This is a genomic window from Azospirillum sp. TSH20 (assembly GCF_003115935.1).
In the GTDB taxonomy this organism is placed as follows: Bacteria; Pseudomonadota; Alphaproteobacteria; order Azospirillales; family Azospirillaceae; genus Azospirillum.
Genome location: NZ_LGQU01000027.1, coordinates 1 through 25,932, shown reverse-complemented (window position 1 = coordinate 25,932; position 25,932 = coordinate 1). Strand labels below are relative to the sequence as shown.

Genomic DNA, 25,932 nt, shown 5'->3' with positions numbered 1-25,932 from the left:
TCCGCCGCCCGGTTCCCACCATTGCACGCATAGCGATGCGCGGTGGTGCGGGCAATGCGCATTCCACCGCACCGTGTGTGCGATAGGGCTGTGATCAACCGAAATTCGGATTCTGCCTGTTTCCCCGCGTCTGCGGCGGGAGGGCGCGTTGCGCAACAACGTGGCGCTGCGGTCACGAAACCGCAAACAAGCTCTGTTACAAGCGGATGCTGATCTCATGCCGGATCGGCGCTGGCGGACCGAGCGATGACTGTGCTGACCACGACAAAAGCCGGGACCATGGCCGGCGCCAAAGCCGGACGGACGGCGAATGATGCCGCCGAATCTTATGGCGCGAACTGGACCGCCGTCCGCTCCGCCGAGGGTGCCGCTACGGCGTTCGATTGGGCATCGGCGGTTGGGCTCTTGCGCTATGCCTTCCAACCCATCGTCCAGCTGCGGTCCGGCCGCTGCCATGGCTATGAGGCGCTGCTGCGCGGGTTCGAGCGCACCGGCTTCGCCAATGCGGGCGAGTTGCTGGACGCCGCCGAGGCCGCCGGCCTGCTGGCGACGGTGGAGACGGCGCTGCATGCCAAGGCGGTCGCGGCCTATCGTGCGCTGTCGGGCTGGAGCGAGGCGAAGCTGTTCCTGAACCTGGACGCCCGGCTGATCGGCCGGCCCGACTCGCCCTGGCTCGCCCGCGATCCGGCAGCCGCGCGCAACAGCGGCATCGTGCTGGAGCTGTCGGAAAGCCGGCCGGTGCCCAGCGGCGTCGCGGTGGATGCGGCGGTGGACCGCTACCGCCAGAGCGGGGTCGGGATCGCCATCGACGATTTCGGCGTCGGCCATTCCGGCCTGCGCACGCTGTACGAGGCGCGGCCGGATTACGTGAAGATCGACCGCTTCTTCATCGCCGGCATCGATGCGGACTCGCGCAAGCGGGCGCTGGTGGCGGCGCTGGCCGGCCACGCCCACGCGCTGGGCATCCAGATCGTGGCGGAGGGGGTGGAGACCGCGACCGAGTTCTACACCTGCCGCGATCTCGGTTGCGACTTCGCCCAGGGCTTTTTGATCGCCCGGCCGCGGGTGGATCTGACCGGGCTGCCCAACCGCTATGCGATGGTCGAGGACCTCAACCGCCAGGACCGTCGCCAGCCCAGCGAGTCGCACCGCCGCCTGTCGGAGGTGATCGAAAGGCTGCCGCCGCTGCGGGTGGATTCGCGCAAGACCGAGCTGCTGGACTATTTCCGCCGCGACGGCAGCGCCCCCATCGCGCCCATCGTCGACGAGCATGACCGGCCGCTCGGCCTGATCCGCGAGCGCGACCTGAAGCGTTACGTCTATTCCCGCTTCGGCGGGGAACTGCTGCGCAACCGCGGCCTGGGCGACCGGCTGGACGATCTGGTCATCCGTTCGCCGGTCTGCGACATCTCCACCCCGCTGGACCGGGTGATCGAGGCCTTCTCCACCGAATCCGCCGCCGACGGGATCGTCATCGTCGAGGGCGGCGCCTATGCCGGTGTGCTGTCGAGCGGCGCGTTGCTGCGGCTGGTGCATGAACGCAATCTGGCGATGGCGACCGACCAGAACCCGCTGACCCGGCTGCCGGGCAATGCGGCGATCCTGCGCCACATCGAAGGGGCGCTGGCCGATGGGGGCCGTGGCCATGTGCTGGCCTATCTGGATTTCGACAACTTCAAACCCTTCAACGACAATTTCGGCTTCCGTCAGGGCGACCGCGCCATCCTGATGTTCAGCGAGCGGCTGAAGGCTTGGGCCGGCAGCGCCGGGACGGCCGCCAGGGCTGCCGACGCCTTCGCGGGGCATATCGGCGGCGACGACTTTTTCCTGGGCGTCAGCGGCGGCGAGGAGGGCGAGGTGCTGGCCCGGCTGGTGGAACTGCTGGCGCTGTTCCGTTCGGATGCCGAGAGCCTGTACGACGCCGAAACGCGGGTCAGCGGCGGGTTTCTGGCGAAGGACCGTTATGGGGCGCTGCGGCGTTTCCCCTTGCTGGCGGCCAGCGGGGTGGCCGTGGTGATCCCGCCCGGCGGCGGCCAGTTGACCCCCGACGCCGTCAATGCCGCGATCGCCGACCACAAGGCCGCCGCCAAAGGGGCGGACGACAAGCTGTGCGTGGTGCGGCTGGGGTGATGTGATATCTCTCTGGCGCGGACTCCGTCAATGACGTAGCATGGCCTTCCATGGGTGAGCCATTCGATCCGGTCAAGAACCTGCTCAATCGCCGCAAGCACGGCTTGGACCTGTCCTTTGGGGCCGAGGTCCTTCGCGACCGTCACCTGATCGAAGCGCCCGATCTGTCCATGGATTATGGCGAGGAGCGCTTCAACGCGCTGGGCATGGTCAACGGCAAGGTCTACGCCGTCACCTACACTGAACGTACCGAGGGGGTAAGATTCATTTCAGTGCGGGAGGCCGACAAACGCGAGGCGGCCCACTATTTCAAGGCCAACTCCTGAGCAACGGCATCCTAGACCCATGGTGATCCCGATGAGCGACCACGAAACCTTCACCGATGAGCAACTCGCCGCCATGAGGCACCCGCCTCTGGCGAAGCGGGTTCGCCGTTCGACCGGTCTGTCGCAGGAGGCATTTGCCGAGCGCTTCGGCATTCCGCTGCGCACGCTACAGGAGTGGGAGCAGGGGCGGCGGGAGCCGGACGCCGCCGTTGCCTCCTACCTGCGGGTCATCGAAAAGCAGCCCGATATGGTCGCCCAGGTTCTGGCGGCGGAGTGATCTCAACGCGGGGGCGCCTCCCTCACGCATAATCCCGGAAGCTCTCCGCCGTTGCGCGGTCATAGCCCAGGCTGGCGCGCAGGAGTTGCAACGTGTAGGGCTCGCGTGCCGCACCCCGGCGCAACTCCTCGACCGTCATCTCCTCCACCAGACGGCCGCGGTTCATCACCGCCAGCCGGTCGCACAGGTTGGCGACGACGGCGAGGTTGTGGGTGACCAGCACCATGGTCAGGCCGTGCTCCGCCCGCAGCCGGCGCAGCAGGTTCAGGATCTCCGCCTGGACCGACACGTCGAGCGCCGAGGTCGGCTCGTCCAGCAGCAGGACGCGCGGCTCCAGCACCAGGGCGCGGGCGATGGCGACGCGCTGGCGCTGGCCGCCGGAGAGCTGGTGCGGGTAGCGGAAGCGGAAGGCGGGGCCGAGACCGACGTCGCGCAGCACCCGGTCGATGCGGGCGTCGGCATCGCCCAGCCCGTGGATGGCGATCGGCTCCGCCAGGATGCGGTCCACCGTGTGGCGCGGGTGCAGCGAACCATAGGGGTCCTGGAACACCATCTGGCAGAGCTTGTAGAAGCCCTTTTGCCGCTTCGGTCCCTGCTCCGTGCCGGCGACGGCGATGCGGCCGGTCCAGTCGTCGTTCAGGCCGCTGACCGCGCGCAGGACGGTGGACTTGCCGGAGCCCGATTCGCCGACGAGGCCGAAGCTTTCGCCCTCCCGCACCGACAGGGTGACGCCGTCCACTGCGGTGACGGTGTCGGCACCATCGCCGAAACTGACCCGCAGGTCCCGGATGTCGATCATCATCGTCCTTACGCCTCCAGCCAGGCGGGGTCGCGGCTCAACACCGGCAGGTCGCCCGGCGGCTCGTCGATCTTCGGCAGGCTGGCCAGCAGGCCGCGGGTGTAGGGGTGCCGCGCCGCGTGCAGCTCCGACGCGCGGCAGCTTTCCACCACCCGGCCGGCATACATCATGAGGATGCGGTCGCAGAAGGAGGCGACGAGGTTCAGGTCGTGGCTGACGAAGATCATGCCCATGCCGCGCTGGGAACAGAGGTCGTCGAGGATCGCCAGCACCTGCATCTGCACGGTGACGTCGAGTGCCGAGGTCGGTTCGTCGGCGATCAGCAGGTCGGGGTCGGGGATCAGCATCATCGCGATCATGATGCGCTGGCCCATGCCGCCCGACACCTCGTGCGGATAGCGGTCATAGACCCGCTCCGGATCGCGGATGCGCACGGCGGCCAGCATCTCCAGCGCGCGGCGCTTGGCCTCTGCCGCCCCGGCCTTGCTGTGGACGCGGTAGGCCTCGGCGATCTGGCGGCCGACGGTCATCACCGGATTGAGCGAGTATTTCGGGTCCTGCATCACCATGGCGATGCGCCGGCCGCGGATGTCGCGCATGCGCTTGGCCGAGGCCGCCAGCAGATCCTCGCCGTTGAAGGCCAGCCGGTCGGCGGTGACCCGGCCCGGCGGCGGCACGAGGCGCAGGATCGATCGGCCGGTCATCGACTTGCCGGAGCCCGATTCGCCGACGATGCCCAGCTTCTCCCGGCCGAGTGTGAAGGAGACGCCGCGCACCGCTTCGGCCATGCCGGTGCGGGTGGGGAAGGCGACGCGGAGGTTGGAGACTTCCAGAAGGGGAGTGTTGTCCGCCATCTTTTGGTTGGTCATCGTCAATCCCCCTTCGGGTCCAGCACGTCGCGCAACCCGTCGCCCAGCAGGTTGAAGCCCAGGCTGACGATGAAGATGGCAAAGCCCGGCATGGCGGCGACCCACCATTGCTCCAGCACATATTGCCGGCCGCTGGCGATCATCGCCCCCCATTCCGGCAGCGGCGGCTGGGCGCCGAGGCCGAGGAAGCCCAGCCCGGCGGCGGTCAGGATCACGCCGGCCATGTCCAGCGTCGTCCGCACGATCAGCGAGGCGACGCACAGCGGCATGATGTGGCCGAGGATGATGCGCAGGCTGGACGCGCCCTGCAGCCGGGCGGCGCTGATGAAGTCGGCGCGGCGGACGGTCAGCGTCTCCGCCCGTGCGATGCGGGCATAGGGCGGCCAGGAGGTGATGGCGATGGCGATCACCGCATTCTCGATGCCGGGGCCAAGCGCGGCGACGAAGGCCAGCGCCAGGATCAGCTTGGGGAAGGCCAGCGCGATGTCGGTAATGCGCATCAGCACGGTGTCGACCCAGCCGCCGAAATAGCCGGCGACCGTGCCGATCACCAGCCCGGCCAGCGGCGCCGTCGCCGCCACCAGCGCCACGATCATCAGCGTCAGCCGCGCGCCGTGGATCAGGCGCGAGAGGATGTCGCGGCCGAAGGCGTCGGTGCCCAGCCAATGGGCCGCACTCGGCGGCATCAGCCGGTTGTCCAGATTCTGGGCATAGGGATGGTAGGGCGCGAGCACGGGGGCCAGCGCCGCGACGACGACCAGGGCCAGCACGATCAGCAGCCCGGCGACGGCCAGCCGGTTGCGGCGGAAGGCGGTCCAGCCGGCCCAGGCGCGGCCAAGCCGGGCCTGCGCCCGGGACTGCGGCGTGTCGGTGGTCAGCCAGTCCCGCCAGCCGGCGGTTTGGGTATCGGTGCGCGCGGTCATCGGGCCCGGGGATCCAGAAGGCGATAGAGCAGGTCGGACAGCAGGTTCAGCGCGATGAAGACCGCGCCGACCACCAGCGTCCCGCCCAGCACCGCGTTCATGTCGGCGCTGAGCAGCGAATTGGTGATGTAGAGCCCAAGGCCGGGCCAGGCGAACACCGTCTCGGTCAGCACCGACCCTTCCAGCAGGCTGGCATAGGACAGGGCGATGACGGTGACCAGCGGCACCGCGATGTTGCCCAGCGCATGGCGCCAGACCACGCGGGTCTCCGACAGGCCCTTCACCCGGGCGGTGGTGATGTATTCCTGGCGCAGCTGGTCCAGCATGAAGCCGCGCGTCATCCGCGCGATGTAGGCGACGCTGTAGAGCCCGAGGATGGCCGACGGCAGAACCAGATGCTGGACGGCGTTCCAGAACATCTCGGTCTCGCCGGCCAGCAGGGCGTCGACGGTGACGATGCCGGTCACCGGATCGACCATGCCCTCGTAGAAGACGTCGACCCGCCCCGGTCCCGGCACCCAGTCCAGCTTGGCGTAGAACAGCAGCAGCGCCATCAGGCCGAGCCAGAAGATCGGCACCGAATGGCCGATCAGGCCGAGCAGGCGGATGGCATGGTCGGGCCAGCGCCCGCGGTGGGTGGCGGCGAACACCCCGGCCGGCACGCCCAGCAGGGCACCGAGCACGACGGCGACCGTCGCCAGCTCCAGCGTCGCCGGGAAGACGCGCAGCACATCCTCCAGCACCGGGCGGGAGGTCAGCACCGAGGTGCCGAGGTCGCCCTGCAGCACATCGCCGACATAGCGGAGGAACTGCTGCCACAGCGGCAGGTCGAGGCCGAGCTGCGTGCGCATCTGCGCATAGCTTTCGGCGTTCGCCCGGTCGCCGAGCGCAGACAACACCGGGTCGATCGGCACGACGCGGCCGATCAGGAACGTGACCAGCAGCAGGCCCAGCAGGGTGGCGGCGACCGTGACCAGCAGGGTCAGGCCGCGTTTCAGCGTAGGCAAGAGGACTCCCTCGCGATTTGGAGGCGCTAGGGAATCACAGTCGGGGCTTTCTGCAAAGCCCGTCAAGGGCATAGGGGGGTATGGGGAGGTGGGTGCGGTGGATGCGCCCCTTGCCCCCACCCTAACCCTCCCCCGCTGGGCGGGGGAGGGGACAAGTGCTTATGCGGGAGGGCAGCGGCAGTCCCTCCCCCGCTCAGCTCTCGCACAAAGCTTCGCTTTGTGCTGACGCGGCAGGCGGACCGTAGGTCCGCCGAGAGCGGGGGAGGTTAGGTGGGGGTCTAACGCCGCCTCAGATCACCAAGTCCCCGCCGGGCTGGGATCGCCATGCGCGCCGGCGGCGGGCTCGTGGTGGGCGAGCCAGCGTTCGGCCTCCAGCGCGGCCATGCAGCCCATGCCGGCGGCGGTGACCGCCTGACGATAGACCTTGTCCTTCACGTCGCCGGCGGCGAAGACGCCCGCAATGTCGGTGGCGGTCGAATCGGGGGCGGTGATGATGTAGCCCGACTCGTCCATCTTCACCTTGCCCTTGAAGATGCCGGTCGCCGGCTCGTGGCCGATGGCGACGAAGACGCCGGTCACCGGGATCACGCGCTCCTCGCCCGACTTGACGTTCTTCACGCGGACGCCGGTGACGTTGCGCGGGTTGCCCATGGTGCCGTCGCCCTCGCCGACGATCTCCTCCACCGTGCTGTCCCACACCACCTCGATCTTCGGGTGGCGGAACAGGCGGTCCTGCATGATGCGTTCGGCGCGGAAGCTGTCGCGGCGGTGGATGACCGTCACCTTGGTGGCGTGGTTGGTCAGGTACAGCGCCTCTTCGACCGCCGAGTTGCCACCGCCGATCACCGCGACCTCCTTGCCGCGGAAGAAGAAGCCGTCGCAGGTGGCGCAGGCCGACACGCCGAAGCCGCGATAGATCTCCTCGGTCGAGATGCCGAGCCAGCGCGCCTGGGCGCCGGTGGCGATGATGACGCTGTCGGCGGTGTAGGTGTCGCCGCTGTCGCCCTTGCAGACGAAGGGACGCTGGGTGAAGTCGACGCCGGTGATCAGGTCGAACACCATCTTCGTGCCGACATGCTCCGCCTGCTTCTGCATCTGCTCCATCAGCCAGGGGCCCTGGATCGGATCGGCGAAGCCGGGGTAGTTCTCCACGTCGGTGGTGATCATCAACTGGCCGCCCGGCTGCATGCCCTGGACCATCAGCGGCTCCAGATTGGCGCGTGCGGCATAGATGGCGGCGGTGTAGCCGGCCGGGCCGGCGCCGATGATGAGGACCTTGGTGTGGTGGGTCGTGGCCATGGGTCTGATCCCGCTGTGTATCGGCAAATGACGTGGTGCGTTTTGGAACGGCTCTAGAAACCGAACATATGGTCGAGGCTGAAGGCGCTGTCACCGGCAGCAAGGCAGCCATGGTAGCCGAACAGGCGGCAGGTGGTGTCGCGAATCAGCACATAGGCATGCTCGCCCGCCGCCAACCGTTCCGCTTCCGAAAACATCTCGTGATAGCGCCAGAAACGCGAGCCGCCGCAGGGGATCGCCAGCCGTTTGCGCGCCACTTCGACGCCGTCGCGCCGCACCAGGATCAGGCTGGTGTCGGAGGTGTCATGCCACCGGGTCGAGGCAGGGTAGACGAGGTGGCAGAGCGTGTCCCACGGGTCGGTGCCCAGCCGCAGGAACAGGCGGGTCGACAGGCCGGGCGGGCGGCCATGGTAGCTCTGCGGCTCGTCGCGATAGACCATCGCCATGTTGAACATGTGGCTGCCGAAGCTGGTCTCCGCCACATGGCCGGTCGTTACGTCCTCGTAACGGACCAGTGCGTGCAGCCAGCCGTCGGCAATCGTTCCGGCTTCGAAATCATAGACCAGTTCGACATGGCCCCAGCCGTCAACGACGCTTTTGTCGGCGACCAGCCCGGTCACGTCCAGCGCCACGCTGTCGGAGCGCTTCAGGTTGCCGAAGCGGTGTTCGGCCACCGCGGCGCCGTTGCGGTCGTAGACCACCGCCTTCACCGGCAGCTCGGTCTGCGCCGTGCTCATCGGCGTCGGCAGCAGAATGGTGCGCCAGCGGCCCATCGGCAGCAGCGGCGCCGGCAGGATGTGGCCCTTACCGACGACGCCCTTGTTCATGGCGCCACCGGTCAGTTGCGGCAACTTGGGGTCGGGCTTCAGGTCGGTGCGCTCGACATTGGCATGGGCCATGCGGCGGCGGCCATCGGCGGCGACGATCTCATAGCGCGGCCGGACGAAATGCTTGCCGGCCTGCACCTCGAACTGCTGGGGCCAGCGCGCCTCGGGGAACAGGCTGGCGACGTCCAACTCGACGGTGGCGAAGGCCGGGACCGTCTGGTCAAGCCTGCGGATGTCGGCCGACCCCATCAGGTTCAGGCCGACGGCGCCGGCCGGGATCGGGGTCGGGTGGCTGTTCTGGATCCACAGGGTCACCCGCTCGCCCTCGCGCGGGGCGGGCAGGCCGGCATAGAGGTCGGCCGGCCAGGCGTTGGCGTCGTGGGTGCAGGACAGCACGCTGTCGTCGTCGCCATAGGTGTCGAGCGCGTATTTGACCACGTCGTGCCCGGCGGCGCCGATGACGTGCAGGAACAGCGAACCGCAGAAGTCGGACAGGTTGAAGCGCTCGCGCACCTGCCGGCTGTCGATCACCACGGTGCCGTCGGTCGGCGGCATCGGCTCCGTCCAGTCGGCGATGGGGCGGCCCTCGCCGTCGAACAGGCAGGCCCACAGCCGGGTGCCCTTGGCGCCGTAACGCGGCCAGTAATTGGCCGACACCACGCGGGTGTGGTGGCCGTCGCCGTCGCGGAACCAGGCGAAGTTGGTCGCCCAGTTGAACTTCGACAGGTAATGGCCGGGATCGTTCAGCATGTCTTCCGGCACGCGCATGGCGTCGAGCGAAACGACGCCGGCCTGCTTCGGGATCAGATGCGCGATGTGGCCTTCCAGCCGCTGGGAATCGAAGGCGACGACGAAGACGGTGCGGGCGCCGCTGGACGGCAGGTCGGTCACCGGACGGGCGGCGTGGCCGAACACCTCGCGGCCGACCTGCTCCACGTCCTGGACATAGATCCCGCCGATGTCGATCGACGACAGGTCATAGAACTCCGCCAGCCCCGACAGCAGGCCCAGGGGGTCATAGACCGCCACTGGTCCGAAGGAGGCCAGCCGCGCGATCAGGATCGCGGCCTTGGGCGCCGCCAGCGGGTGGCCCACCGCCTTGAAGAAGCTTGAGCCGCCGGTGACGTTGGAAAAGGTCTCGATCCGAAGGGGCATGAGGACACACACACGCGAAAGCAATGCCAGGGCGTCGGTTATAGCCCCTTCGGCCGGGCGGGCGACAGAGATTTGCGGACGAACCCGATTTGTCCGGGGGCCGGGCGTCACCTGAGGGCCGCAGGGGCGCCACATGGGGCGCCGAATGGGTCGCCGCCGGAGCGTCCACCCGAAAATCGCCTCTTGTCTAAGAGCGGGTTTCGATATATCTAAGTTTTCGTTATATCGAAACTGCATCAAGAGAGGGTTCCATGTTTCGGCATCTGTTTCACAATCACGGCCGCCGCTTCTCGCGTCCCGAGTTCGACGACGAGATGGCGGAGGGTCGGGGGGAAGGGCGCGGCCGGCACGGTCGCCACGGTCATCGCGGCGGCTGGGAAGGCTGGGGCGGCCATGGGAAAGGCGGCCGGGGGGAGCGGCGCATCTTCGACCATGGCGACCTGCGGCTGGTCCTGCTGTGGCTGATCGCGGAGAAGCCGCGCTCCGGCTATGACCTGATCAAGACGATCGAGGAGATGGTCGGCGGCGCCTACAGCCCCAGCCCCGGCGTCGTCTACCCGACCCTGACCCTGCTGGAGGAGCAGGGCCACATCCGCGTCGGCGCCACCGAGGGCAACAAGAAGCTCTACGAGATCATGCCGGAGGGCACGGCGGCGCTGGCGGCGGCGGAGCCGACGGTGGCGGCGGTGCGCGAGCGCATCGCTCATGCGAAGGCCTGCCGCCAGCGTGAATCGTCGCCGCAGATCGTCCGCGCCGTCGAGAACTTCAAGATGGCCCTGCGCATGCGCCTGTCGCGCGGCGACCTGACGACGGAGCAGACCCAGGCCATCGCCGACATCATCGACAACGCCGCCCGCAGCGTCGAACGCATCTGACCGGACAGGAGGCGATGACCATGGCCGCATCGACCGCGTGCATCGCGACGCCGAACGGGCGCCGCTACATGACCCAGCTGTGCAAGCATTGGGCGCACAAGTTCGAGGTCACCTATGACGAGACCCAGGGCCTCGTCCCCTTCGGTCCCGACAGCCGCTGCCGCATGGCGGCCGACGACTCCGGGTTGACGCTGACCCTGGAGGTGGCGGACGCCGGACAGATGGAGCGCATGCAGGGGGTGGTGATCGACCACCTGAAGCGCTTCGCCTTCCGCGAGGATTTGGGCGAGGTGGCCTGGACCGGGGTGGGGTGAGGCGCATTTTCCCGAATCTGTCTGCGACAAATCCTGTTGAGAATTACCGCGTTGGCGGTGTAAAACGGCTCTTAACCAACAGGCGGGAATGGGAGAGAAGGCGGTTTCCCACCGCCGGGCCGCCCATGGACAGATCACCGGGAGTCGTTCGTGATGCTCCGCATCTCCAAGAAGCTGATGTTCGCCATCGAGGCGGTCCTCGACATCGCCTACAACGCGGGCACCGAGCCGGTGCAGTCGGGGGAGATCACCCGGCGCCAGGGCATCCCGAAGCGCTATCTGGAACAGGTGCTGCAGCAGCTGGTGCGTGAAGGCGTGCTGGCCGGGGTGCGCGGCCCGCGCGGCGGCTACCGGCTGGCGCGGGAACGGCGGCGCATCACGCTGGGCGAGATCGTCAAGGTCGTCCGCGCGATGGAGACCGCCACCGATCCGATCGAAGAGCCGGCCGGCTCCGTGCTGGGCCATCAGGTGGTGCGCCCGCTGTGGGGTGAACTGCAGGAAGAGTGCATGGCGAAGCTCGACACCATCACCATCGAGGATCTGTGCATGCGCGCGCGCCGCGCCGGGGTGGAGAGCGAGACCGAGGACCGCATCGACTTCACCATCTGACGCCCTGATGTGGTGCCACGGCTGACTCGCTGGGGGTCGTTCGGACGGCCCGGCAGCACCACTTCCTGTTTGACAGGGTCCCGGGGCTGGATAATGCTCCACTTGTGGTGTTGAACTCACTTATAACACAAATCTCAGAGGTGGAATCATGGCTGCACCGGAGTTCCGCGGCAAGATCTACGACAGCATCCTCGACACGATCGGCGCCACGCCGCTGGTGCGGCTGGACCGCCTCGCCGCCGAGGCGAGGGTGAAGGCCCAGATCATCGGCAAGCTGGAGTTCTTCAACCCGCTGGCCAGCGTCAAGGACCGCATCGGCCGCGCCATGATCGAGGCCGCCGAGGCCGCCGGTACCATCGCCCCCGGCCGCACGACGCTGGTCGAACCCACCTCCGGCAACACCGGCATCGCGCTGGCCTTCGTCGCCGCCGCCAAGGGGTACAAGCTGATCCTGACCATGCCGGAAAGCATGTCGGTGGAGCGGCGCAAGATGCTGAAGCTGCTGGGCGCCGAACTGGTGCTGACCCCGGCGGCGGAGGGCATGAAGGGCGCCATCCGCAAGGCGGAGGAGATCCTGGCCGCCGACCCGAACGCCTATCTGCTGCAGCAGTTCAAGAACGCCGCCAACCCGGCCGTCCACCGCGCCACCACGGCGGAGGAGATCTGGAAGGACACCGACGGTCAGGTCGATTTCCTGATCTCCGGCGTCGGCACCGGCGGCACGCTGACCGGCACCGCCGAGGTCATCAAGGCGCGCAAGCCCTCCTTCAAGGCGGTGGCGGTGGAGCCGGAGGACAGCCCGGTCCTGTCCGGCGGCATGCCCGGCCCGCACAAGATCCAGGGTATCGGCGCCGGCTTCGTGCCGGAAATCCTGAAGAAGGAGCTGATCGACGAGGTGGTGCGCATCTCCAACCAGCGCGCCTTCGAGACCGCCCGCGACGTCGCCCGCCTGGAAGGCGTGCCGGTCGGCATCTCGTCCGGCGCGGCGCTGGCCGCGGCGCTGGAGATCGGCGCCCGTCCGGAGAATGCCGGCAAGCAGATCGTCGTGATCCTGCCGTCCTTCGCCGAACGCTACCTGTCGACCGCCCTGTTCGAAGGGCTGGAGTAACACTGCGCCCGTGCGGGTGGGGGCGATCCTTGCCCCCCACTCGCAGCTTCGGTTCGCAGCTTGGCGGCGAAATTCCGGCCCGAAATTTGACGGAATTCGCCCTTTCGGCTAATCTTCCCGGTGACCGCACCGCCGTTCCGTCCGTGCCGCCGCCGGGGAGTGACCGCCATGACGGATATTACCGCCGCCACCTACGTTCCGAACCTGTCGAGCAGCGCCTTCTCCCAATTGAAGGGGAAGACGACCAAGATCGGTTCGGACGGTGCCAACGCCGACACCCAGACCTTCACGGTCAGCAAGTCCGGCGAGTTCAATTTCAAGATCAACAACACCTTCACCAACGTCGAGATCCGCAACGACCGCAACGAGGTGGTGACCACCATCCGGTCGAAGGAATCGGCGGCGGACGCCAGCGCGCGGCTGGGACCCGGCACCTACACGGCGACCTTTTCGCAGGCCAACCGTGCGGCCGGCGTGCGCGACTATTCGATGGACGTCACGGAGCGGCAGAACGTCCTGGTGACCGGCGGCGGCGCGACCTTGAAGGGCACTGCCCAGCCATCCGGCAACGGCGATACCGGCATTCAGAAGCACACCTTCAACGTCGTGCAGGGCGGCACCTTCACCGCCGACATCTCGCTGCCCAACACGCGCTGGGCGATGATGGACAAGGACGGCAAGGTGGTGGCCGCCAGCGACTCCGGAAAGCCCGACGCGCAGCAGACCTTCCTGCAGAAACCGACCTACAAGCTGGAACCCGGTCAGTACACCATGGTTGTGGTGCCGCCGTCCGACCTGAAGAGCCCGACCGATTTCCGGCTGAGCTTCGTCCCGCGCAATCCGGACCTGACGGAAAGCGGCCTCAACCAGGAAAGCGCCATCCAGAAGACGCTGCGCGAACGGCAGGACCGGCTGCGCCAGTGGGCGTCGGAAGCGAAGCCCACGACCACCTCGACAAAGGCCTAGCGGTTTCCGGCGGCACTGCCGGCCTGCGGAAAACGCGGCGTCGAATGTTGCTGCAACGGCGCGTCCTTGCGCTATGCTGCGGGCCATGGACTTCACGGATACCCAGCTTCACCGCTATTCCCGCCACATCGTGCTGCCGGAAGTCGGCGGCATCGGCCAGGAAAAGCTGTTGCGTTCCAAGGTGCTGGTCGTCGGTGCCGGCGGCCTGGGCGCGCCCCTGCTGCTCTATCTGGCGGCGGCCGGCGTCGGCACCATCGGCATCGTCGACGACGACACGGTCGACCTGTCGAACCTGCAGCGTCAGGTGATCCACGACGAGTCGTCGCTCGGCCGCCCGAAGGTGGAGAGCGCCGCCGCCCGCATCCGGGCGCTGAACCCGGATGTCCGGGTCGAGACGCACCAGACGCGGATCAGCCGCGACAACGCGATGGAGCTGATGGCCGGCTATGATCTGGTCGCCGACGGATCGGACAATTTCGCCACGCGCTTCCTGCTGAACGACGCCTGCTTCCTGGCCGGCAAGACCCTGGTGTCGGCGGCGATCCTGCGCTTCGACGGGCAGTTGACCACCTTCAAGGCGCATCTGGGCGCGCCGCACCCCTGCTATCGCTGCCTGTTCCCGGAACCGCCGCCGCGCGGCGCCGTGCCGTCCTGCTCGGAAGGCGGGGTCCTCGGGGCGCTGGCCGGCTCCGTCGGTTCGCTGCAGGCGACGGAGGTGCTGAAGGAACTGCTGGGGCTGGGCGAGAGCCTGTCGGGCAGCCTGCTGATGATGGACACGCTCTATGCGTCCTATCAGCGCATCTCCATCAAGCGGGATCCAGACTGCGCGCTTTGCGGCGATCATCCGACGATCCACGACCTCTCCGCCCATTGACGGGCGCCACGGCAACGACGGGAGGCGGCCACCATGTCCACTGCCCTGCCTGAAACCATGCCCAACCCAATACCGGCGACGGGAGCCGGCGGCACGTCGGCCCTGTCTATCGTCTTATTCGCCGGCGGCTTCGACCGCGTCCATTACGCGCTGGTGATGGCCAGCGCCGCGGCGGCCACCAACCGCAAGGTCACGCTGTTCTTCACCGGCCGCGCTCTGCGCGCCCTGGTGCATGAGACGGAGCCGGGGGTGCTGGGCTGGCACGATCTGGACCCGGCCGACGACGGCAGCACGCCGGTGGCGCGCGACCGCTATTTCGCCACCCACGGCCTCGCCACCTTCGAGGAGCTGCTGGAGGCCTGCGTCGCCATGGGCGTCACGGTGATGGCTTGCGAGATGGGGCTGCGGGCGCTGGGGCTGCCGCCGGGCGTCTCGCTGCGAGCCGACGTGCCGGTCGCCACCGGCGGAGTCGTCACCTTCCTGAACCATGCGTCCGGCGGGGCGCCGGGCGGCGGCGCCATGTTGTTCATCTGAGATGGCTGGAACGGGCATGAGCGACAACCGCGAGATCCTTGACCTCGCCAACCGGTTCGAGTCGATCGCCACCGACGGGTTCGAAGGGCGCCCCTACCGGCCGGCGCTGTCCGACCTCGCGACCCGTGTGCGGGAGCGGCCGGGCATGGCGCCGCGCGTCGCCCATGCGCTTGGGATCATGATCCAGCTGATCGGCGAGAGCGATCCCGAGGGGCGGTTCGCCGCCAAGATCGTCATCCTGCGCGAGGCGGTGGGGCTGCTGAGCGACGCCTGAGCCAAGTGCAAGGCAGCCATGCGTCACGCTGGAGATGTGTGCCCCGTCATGGGTGCGATGACACTCCAAACGAGGATGAACACCATGGCTTTCCGTTTCACCGTCGCCGCCGATGCCCCGTCTCTGTACGCCACGCTGTTCGCCACCGCCAAGGCCATCCGTGGCAGCGGCCTGCCGACCGGGCTGGTCCACCTGATCGACCTGCGCGTGTCACAGATCAACGGCTGCGCCTATTGCATCGACCTGCATACCAAGGAAGCCCGCCACGACGGCCAGTCGGAAGAGCGCATCGCCGCCCTTGCCGAGTGGGAGCGGTCGGACCTGTTCCTGCCTGACGAGCGCGCCGCCTTCGCCTGGGCCGAGGTGCTGACCCGCACCCAGCATGATCGCATCGACGACGCCTACCGGGCGCTGCAACGCCATTTCAGCGCCGAGCAGATCGCCCAACTGACGGTGACGGCGGCGCAGATCAACGCCTGGAACCGCGTCGGCATCGCCCAGCATGTCGAGGGCACCGCCGTCGGGATGGCGGCGTGACGGCGCTGGCCGACCCGGACACCGCGCTCGCCGCCTTCGCGGGCGAGCGGGCGCGGCTGCGCGCCCTGGCCTACCGTCTGCTTGGTTCGGTGGCGGAGGCGGAGGACGCGCTGCAGGATGCCTGGCTGCGCTGGTCCGCGGTGGCGCCCGGCAGCGTCGGGTCGGCCCCCGCCTTTCTGACGACCCTGGTGACGCGGCTGGCGCTCGACCGGCTGCGCTCCGCCCGGGTGGCGCGGGAGCGCTATTACGGGCTGTGGCTGCCCGAGCCCGAGGTCGCCGATTGGGATGACGGGGCGGAGGACGGAGCGGAGTCCGAGTCGGTGCCGATGGCGATGCTTCTGCTGCTGGAGCGGCTGGCGCCGGACCAGAGGGCGGTCTTCGTCCTGCGCGAGGCCATGGATCTGGATTACGCGGAGATCGCGGCGATGCTCGGCAAGTCGGTCGAGGCCTGCCGCCAGATCATGCGGCGCGCCCGCGCCCGGATGGCCGAGCCGTCCGCCGCGCTGGCCGATCCGGATGCCGGGCGCCGTCTGGCCGCCGCCTTCGCCGAGGCCAGCGTGCGGCGCGACTATGCCGCCATCGTCGCCCTGCTGTCCGACGACGCCCAGTGGCTGAGCGACGGCGGCGGGATGGTGCGGACGGCGGTCAAGCCGCTGTTCGGTGCCGACCGCATCGCCCGCTTCCTGATCGGCGTCCAGCGCAAGCGCGCCGTCAGCTTCCGATTCGTGCCGGTGCGGGTCAATGGCGGGCCGGGGCTGCTTGCCGAACTGAGCGGGTCGTCGTTCCGCAGCGTGCTGGCCTTCGACGTTGCTGACGGCCGGATCCTGCGGGTCTATCAGGTGGCCAACCCGCAGAAGCTGGAGCGGGTGCGGAGCTTTTAAGCCGTCGCCTCGTCCAGCCAGCGGTCGAGCGCGGTCAGATCGACCGGGCGGGGCAGGATGGGGAAGGGCAGGTTCGGCATCCGCGGGCCGGTCATCAGGATTCGCGTCTGCGGATAGAGCATCGCCGCCAGCGCCGCGGCGCGGTCGCCCTCGTCGCCCTCGTGGTCGAGCGGCAGCAATGCCACGACCGGCGCCTCCGCGCCGATGAGGGTCAGGGCCTCCAGCGCATCGGCGGTCTGCGAGACCTGGAAGCCGCGGCCGGACAGATGGCCGGCCAGCGCCTCGCGCTGGATGCGGTCGGCATCGGCGACCACGGCGCGGCGCCCGCCGTAACCCGGCACCCGGATGTTCGCTTCGATGCTGAAAGCCACGTTTCCCCTCCGTCCATCATGTTTTTATTATGGACAGAGGGAGTATGCGGATGGTTGGCCGGGTTGTAAACCGCCGCTACCTGTGGTTCGACCTTCGTCGAATACGGACCACTTCGCCCTTGTGCATCAGCGCCAGCATCGGCAGGTCGCTGGGATGGTTGCCATAGCCCCAGGTGGCGGCGACCGGGCCGTTGTCGGCGATCCAGCCGGTCACCCGCTCCGCCTTGTCCAGCCGCACGCAGTTGGCGGTGCTGAGCCGGCCGGTCAGCGTGCCGTCCACCACCTCCATGCCCGTCGCCAGCAGGTCGTCCACCTCCAGCCCGCGCAGCAGTGCCGGCATGTAGAGGTCGAGCGCGCCGGTGGCGACCACCACGCGGCGGCCCTGCCGGCGATGATCCTTCAGCACGTCGAGCATCGGCTGGTGCCAGCGCACGCGCGGGATCATCCGCTCCGCCGCGGCCAGCGCGTCGGCCACCGGCAAGCCGCGCAGGGTGCGCTTCAGGTAGATCGCCTTGACCGAGCCCGGAAAATCGCAGCCCGGCCCGCGGCCGCGGACATGGCGGTGCAGGGCCGACCGGATGGCGTCGGCCAGCGCCAGGGCGGCGCGGCGCCGGCCGATCACCTCGCCGACGAACATCGGCAGACTGTCGCCATGGATCAGCGTTCCGTCGAAGTCGAAGAAGGCCACGCCGGCCGGCCCGGAAACCAATGGCCCGGAAACCGGCGAATCGGGAGCCGTCGCCAGCAGCGGCGCGGGCGGCGTGAGGCTGATCCGGGGCTCGATGCCGCGGGGCGGAACGGACGTCGTTTGCATGACCATGGTTATCCGGCCGCCGCGGGGCGGCAGGCAAGGATTTTCAAGCGGACTCCGGCCAAGCCGGCCCCGGCAGAGCCGATCAATGCAGCATGGTGGGGCCGCAGGGCGTTTCGAAGAGCGGTCCGTCCTCCGCGCCATCTTCCGACCCGTCGTCGGATGCGAATTCCGGCCCGGCGGTGTCGTCCACCTCCTCCAGCTGGGCGATCAGGTCGCCTGACGCTTCCTCCAGCCCGGCCTTGACGGCGATCAGCAGGTTGATGATCTCGCCATTGTCCTGTTCCAGGCTGCGGACCCGCTCTTCCAGCCGGTCGATGCGGCGCAACAGCAGGTCGGACAGGCGGTCCAGCCGTTCGAGGACGGGGTCGGGACCCGAGCCTGCGGCGTTGGCTGCGGTCTTGGGAATGTCCGGCCCGGCCGTGCTTAGCGGGCTTTCGGGCCGGGCGTCGGGGCGTCGGTCTTGGCGATTGTCGGGACGATCATCCATGGTGCGGCCGGTTCCGGTCAGTGAGGTTTGCTCCTCGCCTAACCTTGGGCCAGCGGCCGGCAAGGTCCAGCCCGGCACCCGATGCACCCCGCAAGCGATGGCTGCCTGACCCGCCCGTCACGCGTGTGGAGATTCCGGGGAAGGGAGAGTCAGCCGGCACCCCTTGTGCGCATCGCCAGCAAGTTCCGTATACAGTTAAGACTCAGATTTGTCAGTGCGGCGTTTGCGCGGAACACCGTACAGTTCCAACCGATGGCCGATCAGGTCATAGCCAAGTTCGCGGGCTATGCTTTCCTTCAGCCGTTCCATTTCATCGTTGGTGAACTCGATCACTTCTCCTGAGTCGACATCGATCAGATGGTGGTGATGATCGGTTCTGGTCTCTTCGTAGCGTGCACGGCCGTCACCGAAATCAAGCCGGTCGATGACGTGCGCCTCCTCGAACAGCCGCATCGTGCGATAGACCGTGGCGATGGAAATGCGCGGGTCGATGGCGGATGCACGGCGGTGCACTTCCTCCACATCGGGGTGGTCCGTCGCCTCCGACAGCACGCGCGAGATCACGCGGCGCTGGTCGGTCATCTTCAATCCCTTCTTCACGCACAGTTCTTCAAGGCGCGAGGGCATGGACATCCCCTGTATTCCTGTCTTTGTTTGATGGGCGACGCTTCGCCCCTCCGGTCTCCCTGATCCCCGGGACGCCAGCACCAAACGCCGACCGGATGTTCCATCCCGGCCGGCTCTTCGCGGCACCCCGAATATCCGAGCAATATACTGTGTTTCGGACGCATTCTCAAACACCCACGCCCCCGCCGGACGGCCGAGCGGAAGATGCTTTGCCGGCCAAAGCCATAGTACTTTCAGGCTATCGTTCGGCGGGGACGGATGGTTGGAACGGAAACCAATTGCTCATAATCCCCTGCTAGGTTTTGTCGGACGGAGCGCCGTGCAGTCCGGGACGGCGCCTGATCGGACGTGGCCATGCCGGATGGGGAGGGGGAGGAGCCGCAATGAAGCCATTCGATGTCCCGCCTCCCGTCCTGAAGAATCCGGCGGAGCCGGCCATGGACGAGTCTGCCTTCACCGCCGCGGGGCTGGCCGTTCCGGTGCCGCCGCTGACCCTGGACCAGGAGTGTGCCGCCGCGCTCGCCCGCTTCCAGCGCCAGCCGGAGCTTGCCGCCCTGCCGGTGGTCGACGGCGACGGCCGCGTCGCCGGGCTGCTGGAGCGTGGCCGGCTGCTGCCGGACGGCGGGGGAGAGGGGGGTGGCCGGCGGCTGGTCTCCGCCGCGATGGATCCGCATCCGCTGCTGATCGAAGGAGCGACCCCGCTGGCGGAGATCGGGCGACGGCTGGCCAAGCTGAAGCCGGCGGCGCTGGTGACGGGATTCCTGGTGGCGGAGCAGGGCCGCTATCTCGGCGTCGGCACGGTGACCGGGCTGATGGCGCGCTCGGCCGAACAGACGGAACTGCGCGCCCGCCAGTTGGAGGAGGCGCGCCGGCAGGCTGAGCAGGCGATCCGGGCCAAGACCGCCTTCCTCGCCAACATGAGCCACGAGATCCGCACGCCATTGACCGCGATGATGGGCTTCGCCGAGTTGCTGGAGCAGGAGGTGCTGGGGCCGCACGCCATCCCGCTCTATCGCGAATACGCCCGCGACATCGCCGAGAGCGGCCGGCACCTGATGGAGCTGATCAACGACCTGCTCGACCTGTCCAAGGCCGACGCCGACCGATTGGAACTGGTGGATGGCACGGTGGACGTGGTGCGGGTGACGATCGGCACGGCGCGGCTGCTGGCCGAGCGGGCGTCGCGCCATGGCGTGAGCATCGCCACCGAGGTGCCGCTGGACCTGCCGCCGCTGCGGGCGGACGAACGCAAGCTGCGCCAGATGCTGCTGAACCTGCTGTCCAATGCGGTGAAGTTCACCCCGATCAATGGCGTGGTGACGCTCGGCGCCCGCATGGCGGCGGATGGCGCCTTGTGGCTGTCGGTGCACGACACCGGCATCGGCATGACCGGGGAGGAACTGGGCAAGGCGCTGGAGCCCTGGGGGCAGGTGGACAGCGCGCTGGCCCGCAGCCAGATCGGCACCGGCCTGGGACTGCCGCTGACCAAGCGCCTGATCGAACTGCATGGCGGCCGTCTGGACGTCGTCAGCCGCCGCGACGAGGGCACCACCATGTCGCTGGTCTTCCCGGCCGAGCGGGTGGGGCGGGGGTAAAGGAAAAGCCCCTATCCCGCATTGCCCTCTCCCGTCCCGGGAGAGGGAGGGGACCCGCCGAAGGCGGGGAGGGTGAGGGGTGATCCAAAGATCCCGAACCGCAGAGCTTCGTGCCTAACCCCTCACCCTTCCCATGCTCCGCATGGGCCCCTTCCCTCTCCCGGGGCGGGAGAGGGAAACCGTTGCAGGTCGAACCTTACGCCAGACCCTTCTCCATCGCGCTTGCCAGACGGCGGGCGAAGGCGGCGGGGTCGGGCAGGGCCTCGCCTTCGACGATGCGGGCCTGGTCGAGCAGCAGCCAGGCGGCATCCTCCAGCGCGTCGGTGGCGCCGGTGCCCTTGGCCCGTTCGGCCAGACGCTTGATCAGGGCGTGGGACGGGTTGATCTCCAGGATGCGCTTGCCGACCTCGCCGTTCAGCTGCTTGTGCTGCTTCAGCAGGCGTTCCAGGTGCATGTCCATGTCGTTGTCGTCGGCGACCAGACAGACGGCGCTGTCGGTCAGGCGTTCGGACTTGCGGACATCCTTCACCGCGTCGGACAGGGTCAGCTTCAGCAGGGCCAGCAGGTCGGTCAGCTCGCCCTCCGGCGTCTTCTCCTCCGGCTTCTCGGCCTCTTCGCCCTTGATCTTGCCGAGATCGGCGCCGCCGCGGGTCACCGACTTGAAGGGCTTGCCGTCATAGACGCCGACCGACGGCATCCAGAACTCGTCCACCGGGTCGGTCAGCAGCAGAACCTCGACGCCCTTGGCCTTGAAGCCTTCCAGCTGCGGGCTGCGCAGCAGGGTGTCGATGTCGTCGCCGCTGATGGTGTAGATGGCGTCCTGGCCCTCCTTCATGCGGGCGACATACTGCTCCAGCGAGACGAGTTCCTCGCCGGCGGTGGTGCGGAAGCGCAGCAGCTTCAGCAGCTCGTCCCGGTGCTCATAGTCCTCGTAGAGGCCTTCCTTCAGCACCGCGCCGAAGTTCTCCCAGAAGCTGTCGTATTCGGCCGCGTTCTCGGTGTCCTTGGCCTTCTTCGACAGTTCCGACAGGACGCGCCGCGTGATGCCGGCCTTGATCTTGGCCAGCATCGGGTTGTGCTGCAGCATCTCGCGGCTGATGTTCAGCGGCAGATCCTCGCTGTCGACCACGCCGCGCAGGAAGCGCAGGTAGGGCGGGATCAGCCCTTCAGCCGCGTCGGTGATGAAGACGCGCTTGACGTACAGCTTCACCCGGTGGGCGCGCTTGGGGTCGAACAGGTCGAAGGGCTTGGTCGAGGGCACATAGAGCAGGTTGGTGTATTCCAGCGCCCCTTCTGCCCGCCAGTGCAGGGTCAGCCACGGATCGTCGAAGGCGTGGCCGACATGGTGGTAGAATTCCTTGTACTGGTCGGCGGTGATCTCCGACTTCGACCGGGTCCACAGGGCCGACGCGCTGTTCAGCGCCTTGGCATCCTCGCCCTCGCCGAACAGGATCGGGATGGCGATGTGGTCGGAATATTTGCGGACGATGCCGCCGAGACGGGCTTCGTCGAGATACTCGTCGTCGCCTTCGCGCAGATGCAGGACGATCTTGGTGCCGCGCGACAGGCCGTCGGTCTCGGCGATGGTGAACTCGCCCTTGCCGTCGGATTCCCAGCGCCAGCCGGTGGCCTCGCCGGCCTTGCGGGTCAGCACGGTGACCTTGTCGGCGGCCATGAAGGCGGAATAGAAGCCGACGCCGAACTGGCCGATCAGGTTGACGTCCTTCTTGCCGTCGCCCTTCTCCGCGCCTTCCAGCGACTTCATGAAGGCGGCGGTGCCGGAGCGGGCGATGGTGCCGAGATTCTCGACCAGATCCTCGCGGTTCATGCCGATGCCGTTGTCGGCGACGGTCAGGGTCCGCGCGTCCTTGTCGACCAGCAGGCGGACCTTGAGGTTCGGATCGTCGGCCGAGAGTTCGGGCTGGGTCAGCGCCGCGTAGCGCAGGCGGTCGCAGGCGTCCGACGCGTTGGAGACCAGTTCGCGCAGGAAGACTTCCTTCTCGCTGTAGAGCGAGTGGGCGACGATGTCGAGCAGACGGCTGACCTCGGCTTGAAAACTGAGCCGTTCCTCGGTCATGGGGGCACCTTCGTTGGTTTTGCACGGGTGGGCGTCAAGACGGCGGAGATATGTGAAAGCGTCTCCGCCGTTCAAGAGGCTTGTGGAGTGCAACCGCGGGAGGTGTGCGGCGGGGTGTCGCGGGTGGGGGGCCGACGGCCCCCTCCCACCGCGCGCCCCCTTACTTCTTCTTCTTCGGCTGTTCCGCCGGGGCCGGGGCCGGTTCGCCGCCGCCGGCCAGCAGCGGGGTCATGTCGGCGCCGTTCAGCAGGAGCTGGCCGGCCTCCGTCACCTCGAACTTGTAGCTGCGGACATCGGCGCCGGTGTCGTCCTTGCCGGCCTGACCCATGGCCTGGACCATCGCCAGACCGCCCAGCAGGTCCTGGGTCTCCTTATCGGGCTTGGCGCCCGGCGCCGGCTGCATCGCCTTCACCGCGGCGTCGATGCCGCGCAGCAGGACGGTGGCGCCGCCGGTGACGCCGAAGGCGGCCTGGGTGGCGACCTTGACCGCGCCGGTGGCGGTGCCGGCCGTCGCCGGAGTGTCGAGGTTCAGCGCGTCGATCCGCAGCTCCGTCCCGGCCTCGCCCATGGCGGCCATCGCCTGCTGCATCACCATCTCGGAGGAGGGCGGCGGCGGGGCGGCCTTGGCCTTGGCGCCCTTCTTCGGCTGGGTCTCTTCGGCCTCGGCGGCCTTGGCCAGCTCGGTGAAGGCCTTCCACAGGGCGCTGTTCGGCAGCTTGGCGACCGACAGCTTGACCTCGAAGGCGCGCGGGGTGAAGGCGGCGGGCGCCGGCGACGGCGTCATGGAGAAGTCGCGCGCCTCCATGCCCATGCTGACCGTCGACATCGCCTGGTCGAGGTCGGTCAGGCCGCTGCGGAAGGCGAGCTGGCCGAGAGAGACCTGGGTGCCGTCCTCGGGATTGACGAAGGACAGGTTGGACAGGCGCATCGCGCCGCTGATGCCGCCGAACATGCCCTGGAGCTTCGGCAACAGTTCCGCGCTGGTCGGCGCCACGCCCTTGGCGGCGGTCTGTTCCGACAGCTTCTGCAGCGCGCTGACCTTGGTCAGGTCGACCCGGGTGTAGGTGGCCTCGGCGGTGACCCCGCCGATCTTGACCAACTCCTTCTTCTTCTCGTCCTGCACCGACAGGCCGCCGAAGGCGAAGGCGGCCGGGCCGCTCCACAGGGTGGCGCCGCCGGTCCCGGCCTCCGGCTTCAGGTCCTGGACCATGGTCATGGAGGCGACGGAAATCTTGCCCTTGCCGTCGGCGGCGCTGACCGCGATGTCGTTGTAGGCGGCATCGACGGCCAGCAGCGTCTCCAGCGCACCCGACCAGGTGCTGGTGAAGGACTGCTTGCCGATGGAGATGGTGGCGGCGTCGACATACTCGTCGTTGTCGTCGAGGTTCTGCACCTTGATCGCGCTGGGCAGCGTGATCGCCACGCCATACTGGCCGTCGTCCTTCGGCGTCACCGACAAGAGGACGGTGCCGATGTCGAACAGCGTGCCTTCGGCATCCTCGGCCGACAGGCGGGGCAGGGCGACGTCGTAATGGTCGCCGGCCGGCTTGACGGTGGGCTCGCCCTGCCATTCGAAGCCGACGCCCTCGCCATCCTCGCTGGGCGGCGGGAACCAGCGGGGCAGGTCCTTCTTCAACGAGGCGGCGAGCGCCTTGGCCCCGGCGTCGTCGACGGCGGGGGCGGCCTGGACGGGCGACCAGCCGGCGACCAGCGCCAGCATGCCGCCGGCGATCAGGGCGGGCCTCAGGGAACGGACCGGCAGGGCCGGGACGGGCGAAAGACGGCTGAGACGCATCGAGGAACTTCTCCCAGGTACGATTTGGGAGCACGTTAAGCTTGATACGCGAGGCCGGTCCATGCCCCTGATGGGCCAAAACCCAAGAGGCGGTTAAAAATCCAGGTCGGCGTAGTGCTTGGGCGGCGGGCAGCCGGTGATGTTGTCGGCCAGCAGGGCGCGGAAGCTGGGACGCGACTTGATCCGGGCGTACCAATCCTTGGCCTCCGGACTGCGGTCCCACGGCACGTTGTCGATATAGTCCAGGCAGGACAGCTGCGCCGCGGCGGCGATGTCGGCCAGGGTGAAGACCGACCCGGCCAGCCACGGCCGCCGTTCCGACAGGAACGCGATGTAGTCGAGATGATAGGTGACGTTGGCCAGCCCGGCGCGAATCGCCGGGGCGAAGGGGTGGCCCTGGCCGGACAGCCGCTTGATCAGCTTCTCGCCCACCAGATTCTCGGTCACCTCGCGGTCGAACTTGTTCAGGAACCAGTCGGCGACCCGCCGCACCTCCGCCCGCGCCGCGATCTCGCGCGGCAGCAGGGGGGTGTCGGGATAGGCCTCCTCCAGGTATTCGATCACGGCGAGGCCGCCGGCGACGACCGTCCCGTCCTCCTCCACCAGAACCGGAACCTCGGCGGCCGGGTTCAGCTTCAGGAAATCGGTGCGCCGTTCCCATGGCCTTTCGACCACGGGTTCGAAGGGCAGGGCCTTCTCGGCAAGCATCACGCGCGCGGTGCGCGACAGGGCGTGGATCGGGTGGTGGTACAGGGTTCGCATGGCGGCGCGACTTTACCGCAACGCCGCAAAGGAAAACAGCCTGCGCATCCGGGCCTGCGGGTCTCGTTGGGGGTGGGTCGGCGGGGCAGGCGGCAAGCGGTTCACCCCATCCGCGACAGGCGGTAGAGCACCAGCGTGTCCGGCTGGTCGGAGGGGGGAGCCACCGGCGTCCAGCCGTTGCGTTCGTAGAAGGCGCGGGCGGCGGCGTTGCGGGCGGCGCAGGCCAGCTCGACCGGGTGGGGGCCGCCGCGCAGCAGGGCCAGCGCCTCGCGCAGCAGGGCGGAGCCGATGCCGCGCTTGTGCCATCCGGGGTCGATGAACAGGTTGTGGATGACGCCGGCCTGGGGATCGAGCGAGACGAAGCCGACCACCGTCCCGGCCCCGGTCCCACCCTCGGCCGCCTCGGCGACCAGCACCGCATCCTCGCGCACGCAGTCGTAATAATCGTCCAGCCCGAAGCGGTCGGCGGGTTGCCAGGAGAAGGCCTGGCGGCGGCCGTGCAGGAAGATCTCGGCACAGCGTTCGGAGTCGGCGCTGCGGGCGGAACGGATCGCGATGCGCACCCCTTCCCCGGCCGGCATGCCTTCCTCCTTCTGCCCGTTGCGCTCGATCCTGAGGATCAACCGGATCTCCGGTCAGAGTATTCCACCGGCGGGGCGTCCGGGAACGGTCCTTTCGTCCTGTCCGGAGAATGGAGCGTTCAGCGCGTCGCCTTGTCCCCGGCCGCCTTCCCGGTGGCGGTCTTTTCGGCCGGGGCCTTCTCGGCAGGGGGCTTCTCGGCGGGAGGCGTGTCGGCGGGGGGGGTTCCCCTTGCGGGCCT

The 25,932-nt window shown here is 68.4% G+C and carries 28 protein-coding genes; 14 read left to right on the top strand and 14 right to left on the bottom strand.

The window, feature by feature from the left end; genetic code table 11:
- The first annotated feature begins 246 nt into the window (after positions 1–246).
- From TSH20_RS08460 to TSH20_RS08450, 3 genes are read left to right on the top strand one after another with little or no spacing between them, the layout of a single operon-like run.
- Complete coding sequence (locus TSH20_RS08460) at positions 247–2,130, top strand: GGDEF domain-containing protein (RefSeq protein WP_109074311.1); 1,884 nt, start codon at positions 247–249, stop codon at positions 2,128–2,130.
- Between the two features lie 50 nt (positions 2,131–2,180).
- Positions 2,181–2,456 (top strand): BrnT family toxin, encoded by a 276-nt coding sequence (locus tag TSH20_RS08455; protein WP_109074310.1) that lies wholly within the window; start codon positions 2,181–2,183, stop codon positions 2,454–2,456.
- 31 nt (positions 2,457–2,487) lie between these two features.
- On the top strand, positions 2,488–2,733 hold the full coding sequence (locus TSH20_RS08450) for a helix-turn-helix domain-containing protein (RefSeq protein ID WP_014248848.1): 246 nt from the start codon (positions 2,488–2,490) through the stop codon (positions 2,731–2,733).
- A 22-nt stretch (positions 2,734–2,755) separates the two neighbouring features.
- Here TSH20_RS08450 and TSH20_RS08445 read toward each other — a convergent pair whose 3' ends face one another.
- The 6 genes from TSH20_RS08445 to TSH20_RS08415 all read right to left on the bottom strand — a co-directional run bounded on the left by TSH20_RS08445 (position 2,756) and on the right by TSH20_RS08415 (position 9,612).
- Positions 2,756–3,535, bottom strand: a complete 780-nt coding sequence (locus TSH20_RS08445; protein ID WP_109074308.1) for an ABC transporter ATP-binding protein — start codon at positions 3,533–3,535, stop codon at positions 2,756–2,758.
- 5 nt (positions 3,536–3,540) lie between these two features.
- Complete coding sequence (locus tag TSH20_RS08440) at positions 3,541–4,401, bottom strand: ABC transporter ATP-binding protein (RefSeq protein ID WP_247871074.1); 861 nt, start codon at positions 4,399–4,401, stop codon at positions 3,541–3,543.
- A gap of 2 nt (positions 4,402–4,403) precedes the next feature.
- Positions 4,404–5,324, bottom strand: a complete 921-nt coding sequence (gene nikC, locus TSH20_RS08435) for a nickel transporter permease (RefSeq protein ID WP_109074307.1) — start codon at positions 5,322–5,324, stop codon at positions 4,404–4,406.
- Positions 5,321–6,331, bottom strand: coding sequence for an ABC transporter permease (locus TSH20_RS08430; protein WP_109074306.1), 1,011 nt, complete (start codon positions 6,329–6,331; stop codon positions 5,321–5,323). The genes nikC and TSH20_RS08430 overlap by 4 nt, the downstream gene beginning before the upstream one ends.
- A gap of 294 nt (positions 6,332–6,625) precedes the next feature.
- On the bottom strand, positions 6,626–7,630 hold the full coding sequence (gene trxB / locus TSH20_RS08420; protein ID WP_109074305.1) for a thioredoxin-disulfide reductase: 1,005 nt from the start codon (positions 7,628–7,630) through the stop codon (positions 6,626–6,628).
- A 53-nt stretch (positions 7,631–7,683) separates the two neighbouring features.
- Positions 7,684–9,612 carry a hypothetical protein gene (locus tag TSH20_RS08415; RefSeq protein WP_109074304.1) on the bottom strand — a complete coding sequence of 643 codons (1,929 nt, stop codon included), beginning with the start codon at positions 9,610–9,612 and terminating at the stop codon, positions 7,684–7,686.
- Between the two features lie 251 nt (positions 9,613–9,863).
- Between TSH20_RS08415 and TSH20_RS08410 the strand changes: the two genes are divergently transcribed.
- The 10 genes from TSH20_RS08410 (at position 9,864) to sigJ (ending at position 16,584) form a co-directional block, all read left to right on the top strand.
- Positions 9,864–10,487, top strand: coding sequence for a PadR family transcriptional regulator (locus tag TSH20_RS08410; protein WP_109074303.1), 624 nt, complete (start codon positions 9,864–9,866; stop codon positions 10,485–10,487).
- 20 nt (positions 10,488–10,507) lie between these two features.
- Complete coding sequence (locus tag TSH20_RS08405) at positions 10,508–10,801, top strand: DUF2218 domain-containing protein (protein ID WP_109074348.1); 294 nt, start codon at positions 10,508–10,510, stop codon at positions 10,799–10,801.
- A 153-nt stretch (positions 10,802–10,954) separates the two neighbouring features.
- Positions 10,955–11,410, top strand: coding sequence for an Rrf2 family transcriptional regulator (locus TSH20_RS08400; protein WP_042701959.1), 456 nt, complete (start codon positions 10,955–10,957; stop codon positions 11,408–11,410).
- Between the two features lie 148 nt (positions 11,411–11,558).
- Positions 11,559–12,518, top strand: a complete 960-nt coding sequence (cysK, locus tag TSH20_RS08395; protein WP_109074302.1) for a cysteine synthase A — start codon at positions 11,559–11,561, stop codon at positions 12,516–12,518.
- A gap of 168 nt (positions 12,519–12,686) precedes the next feature.
- Positions 12,687–13,484 (top strand): hypothetical protein, encoded by a 798-nt coding sequence (locus tag TSH20_RS08390; RefSeq protein ID WP_109074301.1) that lies wholly within the window; start codon positions 12,687–12,689, stop codon positions 13,482–13,484.
- A gap of 85 nt (positions 13,485–13,569) precedes the next feature.
- The gene (moeB, locus tag TSH20_RS08385) at positions 13,570–14,358 is read left to right on the top strand and encodes a molybdopterin-synthase adenylyltransferase MoeB (protein ID WP_199231842.1); all 789 of its coding nucleotides are present in this window, start codon (positions 13,570–13,572) and stop codon (positions 14,356–14,358) included.
- Positions 14,359–14,415: 57 nt separating this feature from the next.
- Positions 14,416–14,892 (top strand): DsrE family protein, encoded by a 477-nt coding sequence (locus TSH20_RS08380; RefSeq protein ID WP_109074347.1) that lies wholly within the window; start codon positions 14,416–14,418, stop codon positions 14,890–14,892.
- Positions 14,893–14,908: 16 nt separating this feature from the next.
- Positions 14,909–15,166, top strand: a complete 258-nt coding sequence (locus TSH20_RS08375; RefSeq protein ID WP_109074299.1) for a hypothetical protein — start codon at positions 14,909–14,911, stop codon at positions 15,164–15,166.
- Positions 15,167–15,250: 84 nt separating this feature from the next.
- On the top strand, positions 15,251–15,703 hold the full coding sequence (locus TSH20_RS08370; RefSeq protein ID WP_109074346.1) for a carboxymuconolactone decarboxylase family protein: 453 nt from the start codon (positions 15,251–15,253) through the stop codon (positions 15,701–15,703).
- Positions 15,700–16,584, top strand: coding sequence for an RNA polymerase sigma factor SigJ (sigJ, locus tag TSH20_RS08365; RefSeq protein WP_109074298.1), 885 nt, complete (start codon positions 15,700–15,702; stop codon positions 16,582–16,584). The genes TSH20_RS08370 and sigJ overlap by 4 nt, the downstream gene beginning before the upstream one ends.
- On the opposite strand, the gene TSH20_RS08360 is transcribed toward sigJ, so the two are convergent.
- The 4 genes from TSH20_RS08360 to TSH20_RS08345 form a co-directional block, all read right to left on the bottom strand.
- Positions 16,581–16,955, bottom strand: coding sequence for a response regulator (locus TSH20_RS08360; protein WP_109074297.1), 375 nt, complete (start codon positions 16,953–16,955; stop codon positions 16,581–16,583). The genes sigJ and TSH20_RS08360 overlap by 4 nt on opposite strands.
- Before the next feature lie 76 nt (positions 16,956–17,031).
- Positions 17,032–17,769: an HAD family hydrolase gene (locus TSH20_RS08355; RefSeq protein WP_109074296.1), complete on the bottom strand. Its 738-nt coding sequence runs from the start codon at positions 17,767–17,769 to the stop codon at positions 17,032–17,034.
- Between the two features lie 82 nt (positions 17,770–17,851).
- Complete coding sequence (locus TSH20_RS08350; protein ID WP_109074295.1) at positions 17,852–18,256, bottom strand: hypothetical protein; 405 nt, start codon at positions 18,254–18,256, stop codon at positions 17,852–17,854.
- A 195-nt stretch (positions 18,257–18,451) separates the two neighbouring features.
- Complete coding sequence (locus TSH20_RS08345) at positions 18,452–18,883, bottom strand: Fur family transcriptional regulator (protein ID WP_085090580.1); 432 nt, start codon at positions 18,881–18,883, stop codon at positions 18,452–18,454.
- A 383-nt stretch (positions 18,884–19,266) separates the two neighbouring features.
- Here TSH20_RS08345 and TSH20_RS08340 point away from each other — a divergent pair, with 383 nt between their 5' ends.
- Complete coding sequence (locus TSH20_RS08340) at positions 19,267–20,478, top strand: ATP-binding protein (protein WP_109074294.1); 1,212 nt, start codon at positions 19,267–19,269, stop codon at positions 20,476–20,478.
- 196 nt (positions 20,479–20,674) lie between these two features.
- On the opposite strand, the gene htpG is transcribed toward TSH20_RS08340, so the two are convergent.
- The 4 genes from htpG to TSH20_RS08320 form a co-directional block, all read right to left on the bottom strand.
- Positions 20,675–22,555: a molecular chaperone HtpG gene (gene htpG / locus TSH20_RS08335; protein ID WP_109074293.1), complete on the bottom strand. Its 1,881-nt coding sequence runs from the start codon at positions 22,553–22,555 to the stop codon at positions 20,675–20,677.
- 160 nt (positions 22,556–22,715) lie between these two features.
- On the bottom strand, positions 22,716–24,350 hold the full coding sequence (locus TSH20_RS08330; protein ID WP_109074292.1) for a hypothetical protein: 1,635 nt from the start codon (positions 24,348–24,350) through the stop codon (positions 22,716–22,718).
- 93 nt (positions 24,351–24,443) lie between these two features.
- A complete protein-coding gene (locus tag TSH20_RS08325; RefSeq protein ID WP_085087706.1) occupies positions 24,444–25,112 on the bottom strand; it encodes a glutathione S-transferase family protein in 669 nt (222 codons plus the stop codon).
- A 101-nt stretch (positions 25,113–25,213) separates the two neighbouring features.
- A complete protein-coding gene (locus TSH20_RS08320; RefSeq protein WP_247871075.1) occupies positions 25,214–25,735 on the bottom strand; it encodes a GNAT family N-acetyltransferase in 522 nt (173 codons plus the stop codon).
- Positions 25,736–25,932: the final 197 nt, after the last annotated feature.

Bases quoted from the DNA above. Each gene is read 5' to 3' on its own strand.
- TSH20_RS08350 (WP_109074295.1), bottom strand. From the start codon at position 18,256: ATGGATGATCGTCCCGACAATCGCCAAGACCGACGCCCCGACGCCCGG.
- TSH20_RS08440 (WP_247871074.1), bottom strand. From the start codon at position 4,401: ATGACCAACCAAAAGATGGCGGACAACACTCCCCTTCTGGAAGTCTCC.
- TSH20_RS08345 (WP_085090580.1), bottom strand. From the start codon at position 18,883: ATGCCCTCGCGCCTTGAAGAACTGTGCGTGAAGAAGGGATTGAAGATG.
- TSH20_RS08410 (WP_109074303.1), top strand. From the start codon at position 9,864: ATGTTTCGGCATCTGTTTCACAATCACGGCCGCCGCTTCTCGCGTCCC.
- nikC (WP_109074307.1), bottom strand. From the start codon at position 5,324: ATGACCGCGCGCACCGATACCCAAACCGCCGGCTGGCGGGACTGGCTG.
- TSH20_RS08370 (WP_109074346.1), top strand. From the start codon at position 15,251: ATGGCTTTCCGTTTCACCGTCGCCGCCGATGCCCCGTCTCTGTACGCC.
- TSH20_RS08325 (WP_085087706.1), bottom strand. From the start codon at position 25,112: ATGCGAACCCTGTACCACCACCCGATCCACGCCCTGTCGCGCACCGCG.
- htpG (WP_109074293.1), bottom strand. From the start codon at position 22,555: ATGACCGAGGAACGGCTCAGTTTTCAAGCCGAGGTCAGCCGTCTGCTC.
- cysK (WP_109074302.1), top strand. From the start codon at position 11,559: ATGGCTGCACCGGAGTTCCGCGGCAAGATCTACGACAGCATCCTCGAC.
- TSH20_RS08400 (WP_042701959.1), top strand. From the start codon at position 10,955: ATGCTCCGCATCTCCAAGAAGCTGATGTTCGCCATCGAGGCGGTCCTC.
- TSH20_RS08330 (WP_109074292.1), bottom strand. From the start codon at position 24,350: ATGCGTCTCAGCCGTCTTTCGCCCGTCCCGGCCCTGCCGGTCCGTTCC.
- trxB (WP_109074305.1), bottom strand. From the start codon at position 7,630: ATGGCCACGACCCACCACACCAAGGTCCTCATCATCGGCGCCGGCCCG.
- TSH20_RS08445 (WP_109074308.1), bottom strand. From the start codon at position 3,535: ATGATGATCGACATCCGGGACCTGCGGGTCAGTTTCGGCGATGGTGCC.
- TSH20_RS08415 (WP_109074304.1), bottom strand. From the start codon at position 9,612: ATGCCCCTTCGGATCGAGACCTTTTCCAACGTCACCGGCGGCTCAAGC.
- TSH20_RS08460 (WP_109074311.1), top strand. From the start codon at position 247: ATGACTGTGCTGACCACGACAAAAGCCGGGACCATGGCCGGCGCCAAA.
- TSH20_RS08390 (WP_109074301.1), top strand. From the start codon at position 12,687: ATGACGGATATTACCGCCGCCACCTACGTTCCGAACCTGTCGAGCAGC.
- TSH20_RS08340 (WP_109074294.1), top strand. From the start codon at position 19,267: ATGAAGCCATTCGATGTCCCGCCTCCCGTCCTGAAGAATCCGGCGGAG.
- TSH20_RS08380 (WP_109074347.1), top strand. From the start codon at position 14,416: ATGCCCAACCCAATACCGGCGACGGGAGCCGGCGGCACGTCGGCCCTG.
- TSH20_RS08450 (WP_014248848.1), top strand. From the start codon at position 2,488: ATGAGCGACCACGAAACCTTCACCGATGAGCAACTCGCCGCCATGAGG.
- TSH20_RS08405 (WP_109074348.1), top strand. From the start codon at position 10,508: ATGGCCGCATCGACCGCGTGCATCGCGACGCCGAACGGGCGCCGCTAC.
- moeB (WP_199231842.1), top strand. From the start codon at position 13,570: ATGGACTTCACGGATACCCAGCTTCACCGCTATTCCCGCCACATCGTG.
- TSH20_RS08355 (WP_109074296.1), bottom strand. From the start codon at position 17,769: ATGCAAACGACGTCCGTTCCGCCCCGCGGCATCGAGCCCCGGATCAGC.
- TSH20_RS08375 (WP_109074299.1), top strand. From the start codon at position 14,909: ATGAGCGACAACCGCGAGATCCTTGACCTCGCCAACCGGTTCGAGTCG.
- TSH20_RS08455 (WP_109074310.1), top strand. From the start codon at position 2,181: ATGGGTGAGCCATTCGATCCGGTCAAGAACCTGCTCAATCGCCGCAAG.